Genomic DNA, 17,808 nt, shown 5'->3' on the forward strand with positions numbered 1-17,808 from the left:
TTGGGAACCAGTGTTGGGTTTAGGGAGGTTGAAGAAAAAGGTGAAAAATCGAAGCAAAGGCGCAAAAGGACTAGCTATGAGCGCCATTCTTAGTCTAGGGCTCTTTCAAGAGACAGTATCAGAAGCATTCGTCCAACCGTTTCTTGGGATGTCGCCGAAGGAATATATGACAGCCGTTGACGAACGTAGGGCACAAAAACCAGTAGAACCAGCGATAGCAACCCATGTACCATTAACCTATATCAATCAGGAAATTGATTCTTTAGAAGAGCATTTTATTTCTGGACAAAATTCAGAATCTTCAGGGAATGATTTCATTTCAGCTCCTGAAGCAAAAAATGTTCCGGAAGAGGATAACCTAGCAGACATCAATCAAGACGTTGAGTCAATAGAATCAGAGATTCCGGCAGAAGCTGAGGAAAGTTTGCTCGATGAGCAGGAAATCGAGAGTAGCCATCCGTCTATTCCGGACCAACCTGATGTGACAGAGAATAAGGAACAAAGTACGTCAAATAAAGAATCTGATACTCAGCAATCAAGTCCTGCACCCAAAGAAGAGTCAACGACACAGGAAACGACCCAAAAAGAGACGGATGAACCAGTAATTGAGCAAATCAAAGAAGAAGCCAAGACACAAATCGATGAAGAGCAAACCGAGGAACATTTTCAATTTTCAGTTGTGAAGAACCAAACAACAAACGAATTTATTGCGATGATTGGTGAGGATGCGCAAGAGGTTGCTTATGCAAACGGTTTATACGCTTCTGTGATGATTGCCCAAGCCATTCTTGAAACAGGCTCAGGAAATAGTACATTATCCAGCGCGCCAAATTACAATTTATTCGGCATCAAAGGCAGTTATTTAGGACAGAAAGTAGTCTTTAATACACAAGAAGACAAAGGAAATGGCACTTGGTATACGATTTCGTCAAACTTTAGGAAATATCCAGGATATAAAGAATCGATTGAGGATTATGCGCGCTTGTTAAAAGGCGGTATATCTGGAAATGCCCATTTTTATGCCCCTGTTTGGAAAGAAAATGCGGCTACCTATCAAGAAGCAACTGCTTGGCTAACAGGCCGTTATGCCACAGATATCCACTACAACAAGAAACTGGACGCATTGATCAACACATATCAGCTACAACGTTTTGATACATCTCCAGCGCTCACCCAAACAGTTGATGAAAAGGAACGATTGGATACTCAAGCGCAAGAAAATACAAAGGATACCGAGGAAACACAACAAGCAAAAGAGAGACAGGTATTGTCCGCGAGTCCTCAGTGGTCGGAGTCATCCTCTGCATCTGTGCAAACAAAGGAAGCACGTTTGCAAAATAATGCCAATGCCAATCAATATGCTTTGCAACTAAAAGGCAAAGAACCTGCAGGTAATGAGGTGGTACGGGATGAATGAGATGAAGCAGACCAAATCATCAAATGGCAACCGTCCACCGCAACTGCCGGCCAATAAGCGCAAAAAAAAGCAACATGCGCAAGATATCACACAGGTGTCAAAACGAAATCGAGTGACTGAAAATCCTGAGCAACGCGTGAAAGGAAAGAAAACAGCCGCCAACAAAGCGTCGAATAAACCCCAAAAACCTGTAGTTCTTGAAAACAAGGAATTCAATCAGGTAAAAAAGAAGCGTAAACCAGCAAGACCAACCAATACAAACCCTTCAAGTTCAAATAAAGCAGTCTCAAGTAAGAACAGTAAGAAATCGCCGGCTGCACAACCTAGAAAAAAGAAGCCGGCCCCACAACGTACTGTTTCTGCCCAACCTACAGCAGTCAAGAAAAAAGAGGGTCAAACACAAAAAAGTGCAACGAAAAGGCCAAAGAACAATACGGGTCAATCTGGGCAGAAACAAAGACCCAACCCAAATAAAGAAATCGCTTCAAAAAATAAAAGAAATACGCAACCGAAAAACACACAAGCCAAGCCATCAGGGAAAGGGTTGAAAGTTCTATACTATTTCATATGTACGGTCGTGATGCTCTTACTTCTAGGGTTTAGCTCCCTTTATATGGCCTATCAAATGAATCTTTCTGTATTTGGTCACCGCGTTGTTCGACTGCAAGACAATGGCATGATGACACAAACCAGTGGACTGCGAACCAGAGACATAGTGATTGTAAAAGAGCAGACATTGGTGGAAACCGCCATGAATGAAGTGATCGTGTTACAGCGTGCACAAGCACCTGTCTATACCGCACGCCGTTTGGTCGCCATTGAAAGCGCGGAAGACCAGACGCAGGAATTGCGCGTTGTAGGTGATGCGCAACCCTTTGAGGAAGAAAGTGTCGCAGCCGATAGTTTCGTCGGAATCGTTGCCACAAGTATCCGCAACTTAGCAGATTTATTTCGCTTTATAGACTATAACTTATTTTTATCATTGGTTTTTTGTGTCTCACTGATAACGTTATTTATTTTATTAGGCGTATATCTCTTTAGTTGACGACGGAAAAGATGAATAAGAGGCCTTACAGTGAAGAAGAAAACAAATTTAATGCGATTGATTGTTAGTATGTGTATGTTTATGGTCATCATTTGTGTCATGATCTGGCAGAATACGCAATTACAATACATCCAACATATGCAAATGGAAAGTGGCGTTTTGACTGAAGTTGAACTATTAGAAGAAGGGCAAGAATATACCAACGATACCATTAAAACGATCCAAAAATCAGTCAAAGTAAAAAATGATAGTGACGTACCGGTATTTGTCCGCGCGAGTTTTGAAGAAGTGTTGCAGTATCTTCCGCAAGACGCAAGTGAAATAACTAAAGATGCGCCCGCAAATCATGAGGCCATGGGGGAGTATTTGCCAGTCATTCAGCAAGTGACTAGTCAAACATTTCCTTTGGCGGGTTATGTAGACATTACCGATGTCGTTGGCGGTCTGCCAATTGATCAAACAAAAGGTCTGGTCAATGTTTGGCTGAAGAAGGGTGCGGAATATGGGGATAATTATCGAATCAATGATGTGCTTTTTGCTTATCGCTATGCTGCAGAGGATAACGAGCTTGTCCAAAAAATGACAGGCACATTGTATGTTCAAGATCCATCTCTTGATTGGGATGATCGTCGGTACGAAGCAAGACAGCTGCGGTTCAGTTATTATGAGCATGGCTATCGTTACGCTGTCAAAAATTGGGCCAAATCTGAATTGGTCAGTCCTTATTCCACAGATACGCAGCCAACGGGATTCACCTATTTGGGCCAACAAGGTATGAGTCGGATGACTCAATTTGATTACTCATTGACTGACTCTGGATTAGGTGATGCTTTTCAATTGCCTCAGAAAATTAGTACATTCCCAGACGCTGTCGGACTCTATCCTTCTGCAAGCGTTAAGGTGGTCAATAGTTTTGTGACTGCGGCGCACCAACAGTTAGGTGCGGCTAACATTCAAATTCATTTTGGGGCTGTAAGTGATTTTCGAGAGATCCAAAGAGATTCTTGGGTGTACAATCCTGAAGACGGTTGGTTCTATTATTCTGTCCCAATCGATGCATCATATACGTCCGACAACCACGATGCTACGACATACTCGTTGGTAGATAAAATTGACTGCCATCTGCCGTTGATCGACAATGTTCATACCACATATAAGTTATTGCCAAAAGTTGAAGTGATACAGACGAGTGACATAGGTGCATTAGTTGAAGTCTTTGGCTTAACGGAGGGTTCATCAGAAACAGCATCAAATAGGATTTATCATTACTTGCGCGCATTACAGCAATGAGTGTAGAACTATCAAGGGGAGATCAGAGTGAAAATGGGGATCGAAGAGATTGAGTACCGCTACTTTCTTCAATACGGAAAGTACTTAGATTATTACTATCATCAGTATAAACAATCTGATCATCAGGACCCAGACATTGAAAAAGGTCTTTCTGAAATTGCACGATTAGTGGAAGAAGAACGCTATAGTGAGATACGCAACCGGATCAAACTATCCCGTACAGGAAAAAAGAAAATCCCCATCCATGATTATCCAGAGTTCAACAAATTGATTCGCTGGGGGTTTGCATTAAGTAAAATCAATCCTTTGCAGGATGAAACTTTATAGCAGGCGAGGCAATCAGTGAATTCAGAATAGGGGATAAGAATAAATAGGATAGAACTTGTTTTGACTTTTGTGCAAAGTCAGACAAGTTCTATTTTTTGTTGATTCAGATGGTTCGTGATAGACTGATAAAAAATTGATACGTCTGGAACCACAATGAGGAGGATGAAGGATGGAACAGCCAAGCAAAGAAGCGAAAGTACACCAAGTCTTCGAACGGATTGCCCCGCAGTATGATCCAATGAACAGCATTATCTCATTTCAGCTGCACAAGCGTTGGCGAAAAGATGTGATGAAACGGATGTCTGTTCAAGCAGGGAGCGTTATAGCGGATGTTTGCTGCGGGACAGGCGAATGGAGTCTGGCTTTGGCTGAAGCTGTCGGACCCACTGGAGAAGTTACTGGCGTCGATTTCAGCGGGCAAATGTTATCGGTTGCAGCCAACAAATCAAGACCGGAGAACAGCGGACCCATTATTTGGCAAATCGGCAATGCAATGGCGTTAGACTTTGCGGATGACCAATTTGATTATGTGACGATTGGGTTTGGCTTGCGCAATGTTGAAGATCATCAGCAAGTTTTGCAAGAGCTATATCGGATAACAAAACCCGGAGGCATGGTAGTATGTCTGGAAACATCGCAGCCGGAAATACCGGGTTGGAAACAATTGTTTCGTTTTTACTTTCATTATATCATGCCCTTTTTTGGCAAACTTTTTGCAAAAAGTTTCCAAGAATATGCGTGGCTGCAAGAATCTGCCCACTCATTTCCTGGCAAAGAACAGTTGCGGGATGATTTTGAGCAAGCCGGCTTTCGTGATGTGCAAATCAAAAGCTATGCTGGCGGTGTCACAGCCATGCACATGGGCTTCAAACCATAAGCCAAACCAATCAATCGGTGAACCACTGATGCTTCAGCTTACGGATCTCAGTGGTTTTTTTGGTCTGCCAGCCAAAATCCAACCAAAGGTGGATAGACAAATAGGTTCTTTTGTTCAATAATGAACTATAGGGAAATGAAAGGAGAAATGAGATGCTTATTGACTTTATACAATTAACCATCCTCTTTGGATTAGGGATCTTGGGCACCAACATAGGGGTAGCTATGTTGCAAAAAGGAAAGAAGAAACCGATTATCGTGTTGACGATTGTTGAGCTGTTGATTTTGGGCGGCGCAGTTTATGCGCTACTGCCGAGTAAAACGCTGTCTTCGATTTTATGGATCAATTTGATTGGTGTGTTAGGAGCCAGTGCCATTTTATGGCTGCTGCGTTACATACGATCTGGACAACTTGCAGAAGAAATCAAACAAGCTAGACAAAACAAAGTGGTCAAACCAGCGAAGAAACCGCTGGCGTTGGCGCCAAAAGTTTTTTGGCTCGGTGTGCTCGCCGCGTTGTTGCTATGGGGTGTGAGCGGGATCACACGAATCGTCTCTACTGATTCGATCTATGCCACGATTCCGGCTACAACGCAAGAACAAGCAGAAACACTGACATCGACGAAAGAAACCCCCATTGCAATTGCACCGGATACAGCGAAACGCAAAATGTTGCAAAAATTTTCAGTCATTCCGAACTCTAACATGTTTACTTTAGATGGAATCACAGCACAAACCATCAATGGAGAGTACGTCTATGTGGCGACGTTAGAATACAACGGGTTCTGGAAATGGTTCAAGCTGAAGGAAATCCCCGGCTACTTCAAAATCAGTGCGACAGACATCAATGCACAGCCTGAATTTGTTAGCAAGCCATTGCATTATACACCGTCAGCATACTTCAATGAAGATGCAGCCCGCAAAATATATGCAGCCTTTCCTGGGTATGGTTCATTAGGAACCATTAATTTGGAAATCGATGAAGAGGGCAATCCATTTTATATCCAAACATTGTACAAAGAATATGGCGTCACAGGATTGATGCATTTTGACCACTTTAAAACGGCAGTCTTAAATGCACAAACCGGTGCAGTTGACTTGTATGATAGCGAAAAAGCCCCAAGCTTCATTGACGCACCAATCACTTCTGCGGCAGCCAATCGTCTGAATGAATACTATGGCCGATATAGCCAAGGTTGGTGGAATCAATTTATCTTTGGTGCCAAAAAAGATGTCAAAATACCGACAGAAAACGGCATCTACGCATCTGGACAAATCACGCCATTGCTGAACAAAGACAGTGAATTATTATATTTCACGGATTTTACTAGTGATGACAGCAACCAAGACTCTGCATTAGGCTATTCACTGATCAATGCACGGACCGGTCAACTAACGTACTATCGTGATGCGGATGTTGGTATCATGGATAGTGACGGTGCGATTTCGATCGCTTCAAAAATTTATCCAGAGAAAAAGTGGAAGGCGGAAATGCCGGTACTTTATAATATTGATGGTGTCCAAACATGGATTGTTTCACTAATGGATTCAAAAGGCATCTTCAAAAAATATGTATACATCAATGCCGTCGATAATGATATTGTCATTGATGCAGATACAGCACAAGCCGCACTGGATGCCTACCGAATTGAGCTGGCCACTAGCGGTAGCAACAATCAAAACAGTGATCCAGCCAATATGGCCGAAAAACAAGGCACCGTGCAACGTGTACAGCTATTGACAGGTACCAGTCAAACAGTGGTTTCCTTTATATTAGAAAATGATCCAATCATCTACAGTGTCAATATCAACAATTCGCCTTATGCACAATTCTTGCAAGTGGGTGATCAAGTGACATTCCAAGCCAATGTGACCGCTGATATGACCGCTGCAAGTATTGAGTCATTAACAATCGAGGGCGTGCCGACAGCTGAAACGAATTAATATCAACGATCTTCATTCAATCATACTAAGAATCACCGTTAAAAATGACCCTTTTTTTAACGGTGATTTTTTAGAGTTATTATAACCCACGCTATTTACATCTGGCGAAAGCCCAATCCGTGGTCAAAAATGAATATTCTGAAAGCAGGATTTAGAACATATACAATGAAATGAAATCGGCATTTTTCCTGTTAACGATGAGAAAAAAATAATTCTTGTCAGGACTTAAATCAACTTTTTTTTAGCCGATACTGTATTTAGATCGTTTGGCTTTTAATAAGAGGACTTTTTTAAAGGTGGAAAATGTTGAGAAATACGCTGTAAATATTGATATATCAGTTTTTATCACTATCGCATCAGACATTGACCGTTATACTACAAAAGTAAAGATTTACATTTATTTCGAATTCGAACGATTGAAGAGACAATTTTTTTCTTGAAAACGCATCAAGGTTAAACTGGTTTACTAAATAAATGTAAGTTTTTTAATCTAATTTTAATGTTATAAAAATGAATATTTTTCTGGAATGTTGTATATTTTTTTGCAACTTCATTCAGTATGCATTCATTTTTTTCTGTAAATAATTTTAATAATTATATTTACGTGAAAATCAATTGCGTTGTATAAAAAGTTCATTTTGAATATTTTGCCTAGCGTTATAAAACTAAAAATGCTGTTTTTCCTTGTTGTCATAAGGTTTCTCCTTTGCTATACTTTAGAACGTTGAGCTGAAAAGGCGTATAAAAAGGAGAGTAAACATGTTTAATCACAAACAACAAAAGAGCGAAGGAAATGCAAAGCGTAAAAGCAACCGTTATTCAATTTTGATGCTGGCACTTATTTTTATCGGTTTTGCTACTTATGGGACATATGCTTATTTTACGGATAGTACGAGTATTAGAACGGATATCGAATTGACAGCTGGTACAGTTAGTTTTGATACGAAAAATGTAGGTGATTGGCAGTACGTAACTTGGGATAATTCATCAACATCTAGAAATTTAAGCTTAGTCAATAAAAGTGCTAATAATTTGCAACCAGGTGATGCATTTCAAAAGACAGTAACAATTCACTATAGCGGTAGTCTTCGTGCTAAAATATCTATTAAGGATATTGATACGCTTATTCAAGATGTTCAAAAAGTGAAATACGACGCAGCTGTTGTTGTCAAGTTGAATGGCTCGCTTATTAATCCTGATCAATATGCAGGATTTGATGTTCAACAAAATGAAGAAATCGAAATCACAATAAAAATTGGTTTATCACCAAAAAATGAGCCTGAGAAATTTAATGAGGATGGATCGCGAAATAAAAGTAATGGACTTTCATTAAATCAATTAAATCCAATAACTGTTACTGCAGTTCAAACAAATTAACCAAACTAATTTAAGGGGTATACCATAATGAATTGTCGGTGCTATCAGCTACCACTATTTTTTGTGGTATCTGCTTTATTTTTTTTATTGCCCACTACTACTTATGCGCAGTTTCAAGATGTAGAAGACATACAAGATGAAATTCAGCTATCGAGTGGGTTTCTTTCATTTGATAGTAATCAATTAGAAAAACATCAAATAAGTTTTACTGAGCATTCAAATCAAACTGAAATCACTGTAGATTTGAAAAATTCTGGATCACTTGATGGTAAGCTATCGTATACTCTTGAAACTATTTTATTGGACAGCAAACCTATTGAGCCTTCAGAATTAGCCGAGTACTTTAACTTTACACTTCCAAAACAAAATACCAGCATCTTGTCTACTGAAACTCATAGTATATTGTTTAACTTTAAAAAGTTAAAAAGTCTGCTAAAAGGACAAACATTAACGCTTGAAATAAAAGTTCGTTTAAGTCAAATAAACATAAAAGAGGCTACATATGGTTTCATTGATGAAAAAACAATTGTATTTTCGTATTCAGAGCCTAAAAGTGCTGATTCAAATAACTGGATAGATGACAATCTATTCAAGAATAATGATTTATATGTTGAAAAAAAACTCTTTTATAGTATTGTAAACGGTCGTGCGACAACTGTGATTCCTGGGATTGTTTATTACAAATTTAAAGATAAGCAATTATTGAGTCAAGCTGAACAAGATATTGCGATAAAGAATCTAACAACATTATTGAATAGTAGTAATTTAAACAACAATGTGGAAGTTGATAAAATAGACTATATTGAAAAAAAAGGCTTCCGCATCCAATTCAAAATGGACGATAAAAGTTTAGAAGGTAGATCAAATGTCTATGGAATTACATTAGAAACACTAGATCAGGAGTCAAAAAAGGTTGATATTTCTCAAGCTGTTAAGCCCCTTTTAATGATTCCAGATGCTCTCGAAACAGATGCTGATAAGGATTTACCTTTACAAAGTAGTATCTCCGGCACACGGTATAATTTCTTTTCAATAACAGAATCAAATAACTTTTGGTGGGGAATAACTGAGTTTGAAGACATCAAATACATAAAAGAACATTATTCAATTTCTATTGAAGGCGTGGATAGTGAATGGTTCTCATTTTCATTTTCTGATACGAATGATTTGATGATTAAACAGAAAAATTCAAAAGGTGGATTGTCGAGTCAACTGACATTTCGGGACAAGGATACTCATATAGTGGTCTTTTCCCGTGAAATAACTTCAATTAATCAAAAAGATTTGAGCGAAGAGTTGACTGCCAGTTTGTACGATGATTTCCAGTTTAAAGCAATAAATAACGATATAACTTTATCTAATGGTGTTTTTTCAAGTGGAATGAAAGTATATCTTAAAATTCCGAAAAACTTTATTTCTCAATTCTATGACCAGACTATTACACTTGGACCAGGGATCACTTCTTATAACATAGTATATAGTTTGGATGAAGAATTTATGGAAATTAGTTACCAATATCAGTCAACTACTTTTCCATGGAGCATCAATCAAACTATGATTTTTAAAAAATTTGATATGAGCGGAAAAATTCTTGAAAAATGGATATCCTTTGAAGTTTTGAATGATCAAAGTACCTTGCAGAAACTTATGATTGAAAATCAAAGTCAGTCCTCTGAGTCAGGAAATTCCCCTGAAAACAATATCAATAGTCAAAGTACAAAAAATAAGGATTTAATAGATTCTATCCTTTCTGATTCTACATATAAAGAGTCAGGATTAGATAGCGATGTTCAGCAAGAAGCAAAAGAAACTTCACCTGATTCATCAGAAGGTACGGCTGATGAATCTTCGGAGCAATTTTTTGAGAATAGTAGCGCATCAAAACCGGAATCCTCAACAAGCCAGTCAACCGAACCAGCCACCAACCAAACCGAACCAAGCAAGGAGCCAGAATGAAACTCAGAACAATCACCAACAGCCTACTCACTATCGTTACTGTCATCTTACTGCTATTCGTGCTATTAAACGTCTTATCCGCGCCGCAAGGCAAGGGGCTGTTTGGCTTTAAAGGGTATACTGTGTTGAGCAATAGTATGAAACCTGTTTTTCGTGCAGGAGATTATGTGATTGATCGAATGGCTGCCTTTGATTCGATCGAGACAGACGATATTATCACTTACCAAGCAGAGGATCAAACGATCGTGACCCATCGCGTTGTGGAAAAAATGGCTGATGCAGTGACAGTGCAAGGAGATCAAAATGACACACCTGATCAAGAGACGGTAACGAAAAGCAATTACATTGGCAAACAAATCATCGTGATTCCATATTTAGGCACTTTTATGATGAAAATGCAAAATCCGCTGATTTTTGCTTTACTATGTGGGCTAATTGCGCTATTCTTTGTTTGGTCATTTTTTAAACGAGATTGACACGACTTGTAGAAAGTAGCGAAGCACTGGGTGAAAAGAGCGTATAAAATTGTTGTAAGTTTGTTGTTGTTTGCTGCAGTTACAAGTTTCTTTTATTTTTTTAAAGTCCATATGAATGAAAAAAATGCTGAGAATCAGCATTTGTTATCGACAGCTGTGTTGAATGATGAAATCAAAGATGATATATTTCGGACTGATTTTTTTGAAACGACTACTTATTCAGAACCAATGACCCGAGAGGCATTCGTGGAAAAGGCGAAGCATGTCGCTAAAACAACTGGTTCGCCGCAATTGCTGCAATTGACCAATCTAACTGCCTTTGCGTCAGCCAGTGATGATCATTCCACTGAATTAGAAAGTGTATCGATTGCAATTATCAAGCAAAGAATGTATTTGCTTTTAAGGGAAAACTATCTTTTGTTAGTGTTGCAGCCAACACCTGCGGCCGATGTCTTTCAAATCGATGGGAAAGGACAAGTTGGTTTGGTCTCGAAAACGATTCGTTATGACATGTCGGTGACCAATGAGCAGCGACCGGAAGAATTTTTGTCCGCGCTGCCAGCTTTCGTCGGAAAAGTCCAATCAGATAATGGGTTGACCGCTTATGAGAGTCGAGTGTTTGTGACAAGCGAGTGGGGGCTTTATTTGTACAATTCAACCAAACAAAATCAATTGATCAAAGTTGAGGAGATATCTTGAGTAAAATAAAAACGGTGATGCGGATCATTTGGTCATGCTGCGGCACGCTTTTGGTGGCAGCAGTCTTATTGCTGGCGGTGTTGAATTTTCTTTCGAAACCATCAGGGGACGGTTTATTCGGTTATAAAGGGTATACGGTGATCAGCGGCAGTATGGAACCTACCTTGAAGGTTGGCGATTATGTCGTCGTGAAGGCGGAGGATTTCGATCAGTTGCAAGTTGGCGAAATCATTACCTTTGAAGATGAGGGCATGATGGTGACCCATCGCATTATTTCCATAACGGATGAAGGCATCCAAACGAGAGGCGACCACAATACAGTCAATGATATGAAACAAGTGACAGAGGATAAGTTTGTCGGTCGCATGGCTGTGCACATTCCCTACTTGGGTCATGTGATGATTTGGATGCAAAATCCACTGATCTTTGCGGTGGTACTAGGATTGATCGCAGTACGAATCGCGTTTTTGATTCTTTGGAAACATGAATAAAAAAGTGGTATCGAGGAAACAGGCAACAAACTGCCTGGATTATCGATACCACTTTTATTGTTTAGAAATTACGCATAATCAGTGCTACTGCACTGTATACGAGGAGCAGCGCTAATGTCACATTGACCCAGTACGTATATTTCCGTATGAAATGTTGGAACAGTGCCCCGAAAACCGTCCAACAAGCTGTAAATATAAATGCGACGACAGCCAATAAAAGCGAAAAGAAGCTTAGTGCTGCAGGTGTTTCATAATGAGGCAAGATGAAAGAAGAGTATACCGTAATACCATAGAGCAATGTATTAGGACTGGCAAACTGTAATAAGATTCCTTGGACAAAAATATGTTCTTGTTCTTCGACAGAGGCGTCAGACTTGGTTTGACTTTTTAGTGTTTGCCAAGCGAGATAGAGAATGTAAGCTGCACCGATCCAAATCATGATTGATTGAAAGCTAGGGAAAATGGTTAGCAGCATGCGACTAAAGAAAGCGCAGATATTCATGACTACCAAAACGCCGATGAAAATACCCCAATTAAATAGAATACTTTTGCGCAAACGGTACTTGCCACCGTGAGCCATGGATAGAATTGCATTGGGACCAGGAGAGAAACTGGCAACGATAATATATGAAATAAAAGCTAAACTATTTGTCACAAACAGCAACCTTTCTTGATATCTGGATAATGTTTCATTGTTGATAGCATGTTTAATTACAATCAAGACATATTCAGAATACGATAGCATGTAAATGGTTGGCCGTCAAATGTCAGGTTTCGATGATGTGAATAGCTGGGGAAAAGCTAAGAAAAGTCATAAATAATGAAAAACTAGATGACGTTAGAACGTAGTCGTTCTACTGTCATCCAGTTTCTTGGTTATTTGTCTTTCAATACAATGTTGGCATACAACCATACGGTCAAGCAATAGTAAATGGCGTATAAAGCGATGAAGATACCAAATGGAATCCATAATTTATCGTAAGGATTGATCATTAACGCCGTAAACATCTTAAGCCCAAACAAGACATGGATCATACCCAAAATACCCGGGGCTAAAAATAGGACACCAATTTCTTTTCTGATAGATTGTTTCAGTAAAGCTGTTCGGGTACCGATTTTACGTAGCATCGTGTAGCGGGTGATATCGTTGTTGGCACCAGATAAGATTTTGAACATCAAACAGCTAGCCAGCATGGTCAAAAAGGCGATGCCTAAGAAAAAGCCCATGAACTCAAAGCCAGAGAACATCCCGTTGTACGTGTCATAGACAAACACCCGTTGATTGAAATTGGCTTCGATCGGTTGTACGGTATTCGCAGTTTGGTTGGCTTCTGCCAATGTACGCAATGCAGCATAACTACTTTCAAAATCGGCCACTTGAATGAGCCGTAAGCTGGTTTCTTGCGCGTCAATAGCTGCAAAATCCGTTGCATCTACAAAACGTATCTCTTTGTCTCGTTGTTCCATCACTTCATAGCCCCGCAATTCGTCTTGAGCATTCAAGTCTTCTTGCAAAAGATCCCCAGATAGTTGACTGTAATTTCCCTCGGCATCGACACCGTGTTCATTATAAACCGGTGCGAGTAACGGTTGGTCATTGAATTGCTCTTTGATGTAATAGATAGCATCGGTTGTTTCTTTTTGGCTGTATGTTGTATCGAAGGTTGGGTTTAACGCTGATACTGACGCATTATCTACATCTTGCGCATTGTTCAAAATCAAATCATAGGGAGCGACTGATTTGGCCATGATAGGAATCTCGTTTTTGAAGCCAAGTCCAACGGTCAATGCGCCCAACGCCAAAGCAAAAAGCATCGCAGCCATTGAAAGCATTTGTGTATAGTCCCGGATTCGGAAGCTTAATTGTGAAAAGGTAAAGTTGTTTAATTTTTTCATGGCGATTTTGTCAGTTGATTTTAACACAGACAATACGGTGATGATCACTGAGCTGAAAACCAAATAGGTACCTAAGACGATCGTCACTAAGGCGACCCCGATACCAATCAATTGAAACTTCATCAAATCACTCATCATGTAGTAGCCAAAAGCCAAAGAACAGACACCGATGATTGCTTGCAAGACGAGCCAGATAGGCCGTTGTTTCAACCGAGCGGGTGTACTGGTTTCTCGTAATAATTCGAGAATGGCTTTCTTGGTAATCGCAGATGCGTTGAAGATCGCCGCTACCAAAAATAATAACGCGAAGAAAATCAATGTCACCATCAACGCTTTACTGCTAAACGCTGAATAATGGGTAATTTGCAGATTCAAGCGACTGACAAGCAGTGCATTGACCCCATGAGCCAATCCCATGCCTGCGATGGACCCAATGACGGTTGCCACAAAACCGACCATAAAGGTTTCAATGAAAATCATTTGGGCAATTTTGCGTCCTTTAGCGCCCAGCATCATAAACATCGCATAATCTCTTTGACGCATCGCCATTAGAAATGAATTGGCATAGAGAATATAGGCGAAAGTAATGATGCCCAGCAATACAGACCCAAAGCGGAAGATAAATACGATGGTTCCCAGAATCGAATTGCTGGTCAGAAATGCTTCATTGCTGGCCATTGATTCAAACATATAGAATATGGCCGAAGCCATGATCAATCCTGAAAACAAGACAATGTAATCCTTTAAGCGGCCTTTGATCCCAGTAAGTGATAATTTCCAAAGCATAATGGTTCCTCCTTACTGTTCCAAGTTGCCAAGGATGACAAGGATTTGTCGGTAAAAATCTTCTCGGCTTTGGTCATGTCTTTTGACTTCTTGATGGATCATGCCATCTTTGATAAACAGTATTTTTTGGCAATAACTAGCAGACAACGGATCATGGGTAACGAGTAAAATCGATACTTGGTCATTGGTATTTAAATCATCCATCATATCCAGTAAATCTTTGGCACTTTTCGAATCTAAGGCACCAGTAGGTTCATCCGCGAATAGAATAGTTGGTTCTGTAATCAATGCCCGCGCAGCTGCAACCCGTTGTTTTTGACCACCAGAGATTTCGGATGGATATTTATCAAGAATTTGGCTGATGGACAATCTTTGTGCCACTTGCGTGATCCGTTGTTTGATCACTTTGGGTTTGACGCCCTGCAACGACAATGGGACTGCGATATTTTCTGAAGCGGTCAGATTTTCTAATAAATTGAAGTCTTGGAAAATAAAGCCAATCTCACGGCTGCGAAAATCTGCCAGCGCATTGCCTTTTAATTTGGTAATGTCGCTATTGTTGATTTTGATCGAACCGGTACTTGGATGATCCAATGTTGATAGAATATTCAACAATGTTGATTTGCCTGAGCCAGAAGCACCCATGATCCCAATAAATTCTCCTTTTTCGATATCAAATGTGACGCATTTCAAGGCTTGGGTTTGTTTTTCGTTGTTCTTGCCGTATGTTTTGGTTAATTCATGTGCTTGAATGATTTTTTCCATGTGCTGATTATGCTCCTTTTAATTGATTCAACGCTTTCGTTGGAATATCTGATGCTTGGACTTCTTCGTAGCTGGTGACACCGCGTTTTTCGTTCCAAGTGATTTTCAGATAAGCTTCTTTACGCAATGGGCGATCTTTGAAGGCGGTAAAGGACAATTCTTTGCTTTCTCCGTTTTCGTTATAGCCTGTCAAATCATAATCATATTCATTGCTGACATTGCCATTGCTGTCTTGTGATGTGCTTTTCTCTCCATTGGTTGTGATCTGGACATAATAACTTTCTCCGCCCATCACCATTTTCTGTGCTATTTGCAATCCGCCGAAAAGAACCAAGACAACGACTGCTAAGCCAACCAATAATTTTTTCATGTGGTTCACCTCAATTTAGATTATGTTGAAAGTATAGCGCTGACTTTCTGAAAAGTAATGGGAAAAATCTATCAAAAAACTTTCAGTTTTGTCACAAGTATCGACTGATACAGGTGAAGAGAAAGGCGCGCAAAAAAAACAGCACTTGCTCTTCGTCTTAGTGACCAAGCAAGCGCTGAGGGAAACATGATGATGCGAGGGAGGAGGGGTCAAGAAGATCCACGTCCGTATTTTTTACGAAATACTGAAACTGTCAAATAGTTATCTTCGTAAGTAATCGTAGCCTTATCGATCATTGTCCCCAATAGATAGTAGTCTTTTTCTTCATGGATCGTTTGGTGTCCGCCCAAAAGCTCAACGTAATAATTTTCTAAAGTGATATCTCTAGGAGTGTTCAACATATCGATAAAATGAGCAAGATCATCCGGTTTCTCTGAACAGGGACCATGGACGCGGCCATAGAATCCCTCTGCTTCAAAAGTCATTTGACTTGTGATCTGTGTACAGTGATGGGAGAGGAAGTAGGTCACCACTTCGTCAGCTATACGCCGTGCGCGTTCTTTTTCAATCATTGTTTTTCCGCCTTTTAAATTGTTTGATTTCGTCTAATATCGGGACCATTGCAGCAGCAACGAATCCACTTGAAAATCCATTGTTGTATAGATTAAGACCACCGTGTAAAAATGCAACGTTTGATACCAATGCCGCATGGGTAATACCAGCAGCAATACCGGCCAACGGTCCATAGTAGCCGCTGATTGGCGCTAGACTTGTGCCGAAAATCGCTGTCATAAGCATACTGAAGGTGGATACATCCGCAGTTAAGCCAAACTTGCTTGCTATGACGACGCCAATCAAGATCGGCACGCTGTTTTTCCAATGGTTACCGAAAGCCCCAAAGCCGATGACCGTCAAGACTGCACCTAGCAATGGGCCGGAAAGCTGACCTTGCATGAGCAAAATAAAACCAAGCATCAAGAAACCCATCAATGCCATGTTCATCAAGGCAACGCCTAAGCCAAAAATCGTCACGAAATCGGTCATCAGTTTACCAGATGTCTGAAAAAGTTTTTCCAGACCGGTCAAGGATCGATCGTTGACGATATAACCAATGGCAAAGAGCAGACAAGACAAAATCAGGACAAAATACACCAAAAAGGTGTGATGGTCTGTTGATACGATTGTTTGAGGAATGACATCTGCGTCAAATAGTCGCAAAAAACTGGTGAAAAACATCGTGACGATTCCCGCAGCAAACCCAATATTATATAGAGAAAAACCTTGGTGGAATTGCAAAAATTGTGCTGAAAGCGCGGGGAGGATCATCCCAATCAATAGACCGACGCCATAGCCTAAAGGAATACCGACGACCAAAGGCAGTTGTAAGCCAAAAGCGAGATAGCTGATCACTGGCGATGCAGCACTGCCGAATAAAGCTACTAATGAATACTGAGCGAAAGGACGTTGTTGGATCCGCGCGTATAAATAAACACCTAATGGAATTGGAACCGAGTTGAACATGTTCTTTCCAAATAAAGAAAAACCAGATAAGGTCAGGATTGCGGCAATCATCGGGCCTGTGATCACGGTTCCTTGCTTTCTTGTGAGTAAAACAGTGACCAACATCAATAGACCGCTATTCAAAAAAGCACTGCCAATATTTCCGACGGCCATAAAATCCGAGACCAGCTGACTCGATGCGCTTAAAATACGCACAGAACCTGCGAATAAAGCTGCAGGTGGCGTTGAAAGACAGCCAATCAAGATCAACGAGCAACTATAGAGGAGCAGCAACCGCTGCGTCAGTAATTGGGTCACTGGTGCAAATGGTTTGGTTCTAGTATGTAAGATGACTTTCTTCTTAGGCATGGCATCCTCCTTTGATTTTATCGTATCATAGTTGGTCAGTTATCGATAGCTGTGACGTGTTTTTTTATGTGATTTGTTGCTATCATTTGCTAAAGAGAGAGGAGAGGAGACAGTATATAATCTTCAAGAAATATTTATCGACCAATGAAAAAATTCCTATCATAAAATAACGATATTTTTATTAATAAAAAAGAGGAATGTTTTTTTTGTTGTTATAATATATC

At 40.1% G+C, this 17,808-nt stretch carries 17 protein-coding genes; 11 read left to right on the top strand and 6 right to left on the bottom strand.

Translation table 11 applies throughout. From position 1 onward, the window contains the following. The first annotated feature begins 40 nt into the window (after positions 1-40). The 11 genes from A5886_RS05180 (at position 41) to A5886_RS05230 (ending at position 11,898) form a co-directional block, all read left to right on the top strand. A complete protein-coding gene (locus A5886_RS05180) occupies positions 41-1,417 on the top strand; it encodes a glucosaminidase domain-containing protein (protein ID WP_256926153.1) in 1,377 nt (458 codons plus the stop codon). Further along, positions 1,410-2,462 carry a hypothetical protein gene (locus A5886_RS05185; protein WP_086273958.1) on the top strand — a complete coding sequence of 351 codons (1,053 nt, stop codon included), beginning with the start codon at positions 1,410-1,412 and terminating at the stop codon, positions 2,460-2,462. Before A5886_RS05180 ends, A5886_RS05185 begins: the two co-directional genes overlap by 8 nt. A 30-nt stretch (positions 2,463-2,492) precedes the next feature. After that, positions 2,493-3,752: a hypothetical protein gene (locus tag A5886_RS05190; protein WP_086273959.1), complete on the top strand. Its 1,260-nt coding sequence runs from the start codon at positions 2,493-2,495 to the stop codon at positions 3,750-3,752. Between the two features lie 33 nt (positions 3,753-3,785). After that, on the top strand, positions 3,786-4,079 hold the full coding sequence (locus tag A5886_RS05195; protein ID WP_086275998.1) for a hypothetical protein: 294 nt from the start codon (positions 3,786-3,788) through the stop codon (positions 4,077-4,079). A 169-nt stretch (positions 4,080-4,248) separates the two neighbouring features. Next, on the top strand, positions 4,249-4,956 hold the full coding sequence (locus tag A5886_RS05200) for a demethylmenaquinone methyltransferase (protein WP_086273960.1): 708 nt from the start codon (positions 4,249-4,251) through the stop codon (positions 4,954-4,956). A 152-nt stretch (positions 4,957-5,108) separates the two neighbouring features. Continuing rightward, a complete protein-coding gene (locus tag A5886_RS05205) occupies positions 5,109-6,899 on the top strand; it encodes a DNA-binding protein (protein ID WP_086273961.1) in 1,791 nt (596 codons plus the stop codon). Positions 6,900-7,658: 759 nt separating this feature from the next. Further along, positions 7,659-8,276: a hypothetical protein gene (locus A5886_RS05210; RefSeq protein ID WP_086273962.1), complete on the top strand. Its 618-nt coding sequence runs from the start codon at positions 7,659-7,661 to the stop codon at positions 8,274-8,276. Positions 8,277-8,303: 27 nt separating this feature from the next. After that, on the top strand, positions 8,304-10,232 hold the full coding sequence (locus A5886_RS05215) for a hypothetical protein (protein WP_086273963.1): 1,929 nt from the start codon (positions 8,304-8,306) through the stop codon (positions 10,230-10,232). Beyond that, the gene (locus tag A5886_RS05220; protein WP_086273964.1) at positions 10,229-10,708 is read left to right on the top strand and encodes a signal peptidase I; all 480 of its coding nucleotides are present in this window, start codon (positions 10,229-10,231) and stop codon (positions 10,706-10,708) included. The genes A5886_RS05215 and A5886_RS05220 overlap by 4 nt, the downstream gene beginning before the upstream one ends. Positions 10,709-10,738: 30 nt before the next feature. Next, on the top strand, positions 10,739-11,407 hold the full coding sequence (locus A5886_RS05225; RefSeq protein WP_086273965.1) for a hypothetical protein: 669 nt from the start codon (positions 10,739-10,741) through the stop codon (positions 11,405-11,407). Next, positions 11,404-11,898, top strand: a complete 495-nt coding sequence (locus A5886_RS05230; RefSeq protein WP_086273966.1) for a signal peptidase I — start codon at positions 11,404-11,406, stop codon at positions 11,896-11,898. The genes A5886_RS05225 and A5886_RS05230 overlap by 4 nt, the downstream gene beginning before the upstream one ends. A gap of 61 nt (positions 11,899-11,959) precedes the next feature. Here A5886_RS05230 and A5886_RS05235 read toward each other — a convergent pair whose 3' ends face one another. From A5886_RS05235 to A5886_RS05260, 6 genes are all read right to left on the bottom strand, one after another. Then, positions 11,960-12,553 (bottom strand): LysE family transporter, encoded by a 594-nt coding sequence (locus tag A5886_RS05235; protein ID WP_086275999.1) that lies wholly within the window; start codon positions 12,551-12,553, stop codon positions 11,960-11,962. A 221-nt stretch (positions 12,554-12,774) separates the two neighbouring features. After that, positions 12,775-14,580: an ABC transporter permease gene (locus A5886_RS05240; RefSeq protein ID WP_086273967.1), complete on the bottom strand. Its 1,806-nt coding sequence runs from the start codon at positions 14,578-14,580 to the stop codon at positions 12,775-12,777. Between the two features lie 12 nt (positions 14,581-14,592). Next, entirely contained in the window at positions 14,593-15,345 is a 753-nt protein-coding gene (locus A5886_RS05245; protein ID WP_086273968.1) for an ABC transporter ATP-binding protein, read from the bottom strand. A gap of 7 nt (positions 15,346-15,352) precedes the next feature. Continuing rightward, on the bottom strand, positions 15,353-15,715 hold the full coding sequence (locus A5886_RS05250) for a YxeA family protein (protein ID WP_086273969.1): 363 nt from the start codon (positions 15,713-15,715) through the stop codon (positions 15,353-15,355). A 209-nt stretch (positions 15,716-15,924) separates the two neighbouring features. After that, a complete protein-coding gene (locus tag A5886_RS05255) occupies positions 15,925-16,287 on the bottom strand; it encodes a hypothetical protein (protein ID WP_086273970.1) in 363 nt (120 codons plus the stop codon). Continuing rightward, on the bottom strand, positions 16,280-17,584 hold the full coding sequence (locus A5886_RS05260; RefSeq protein ID WP_086273971.1) for a DUF1576 domain-containing protein: 1,305 nt from the start codon (positions 17,582-17,584) through the stop codon (positions 16,280-16,282). Before A5886_RS05260 ends, A5886_RS05255 begins: the two co-directional genes overlap by 8 nt. Positions 17,585-17,808 lie beyond the last annotated feature (224 nt).

This window comes from Candidatus Enterococcus testudinis, from assembly GCF_002140915.1.
GTDB lineage: Bacteria > Bacillota > Bacilli > Lactobacillales > Enterococcaceae > Enterococcus_D > Enterococcus_D testudinis.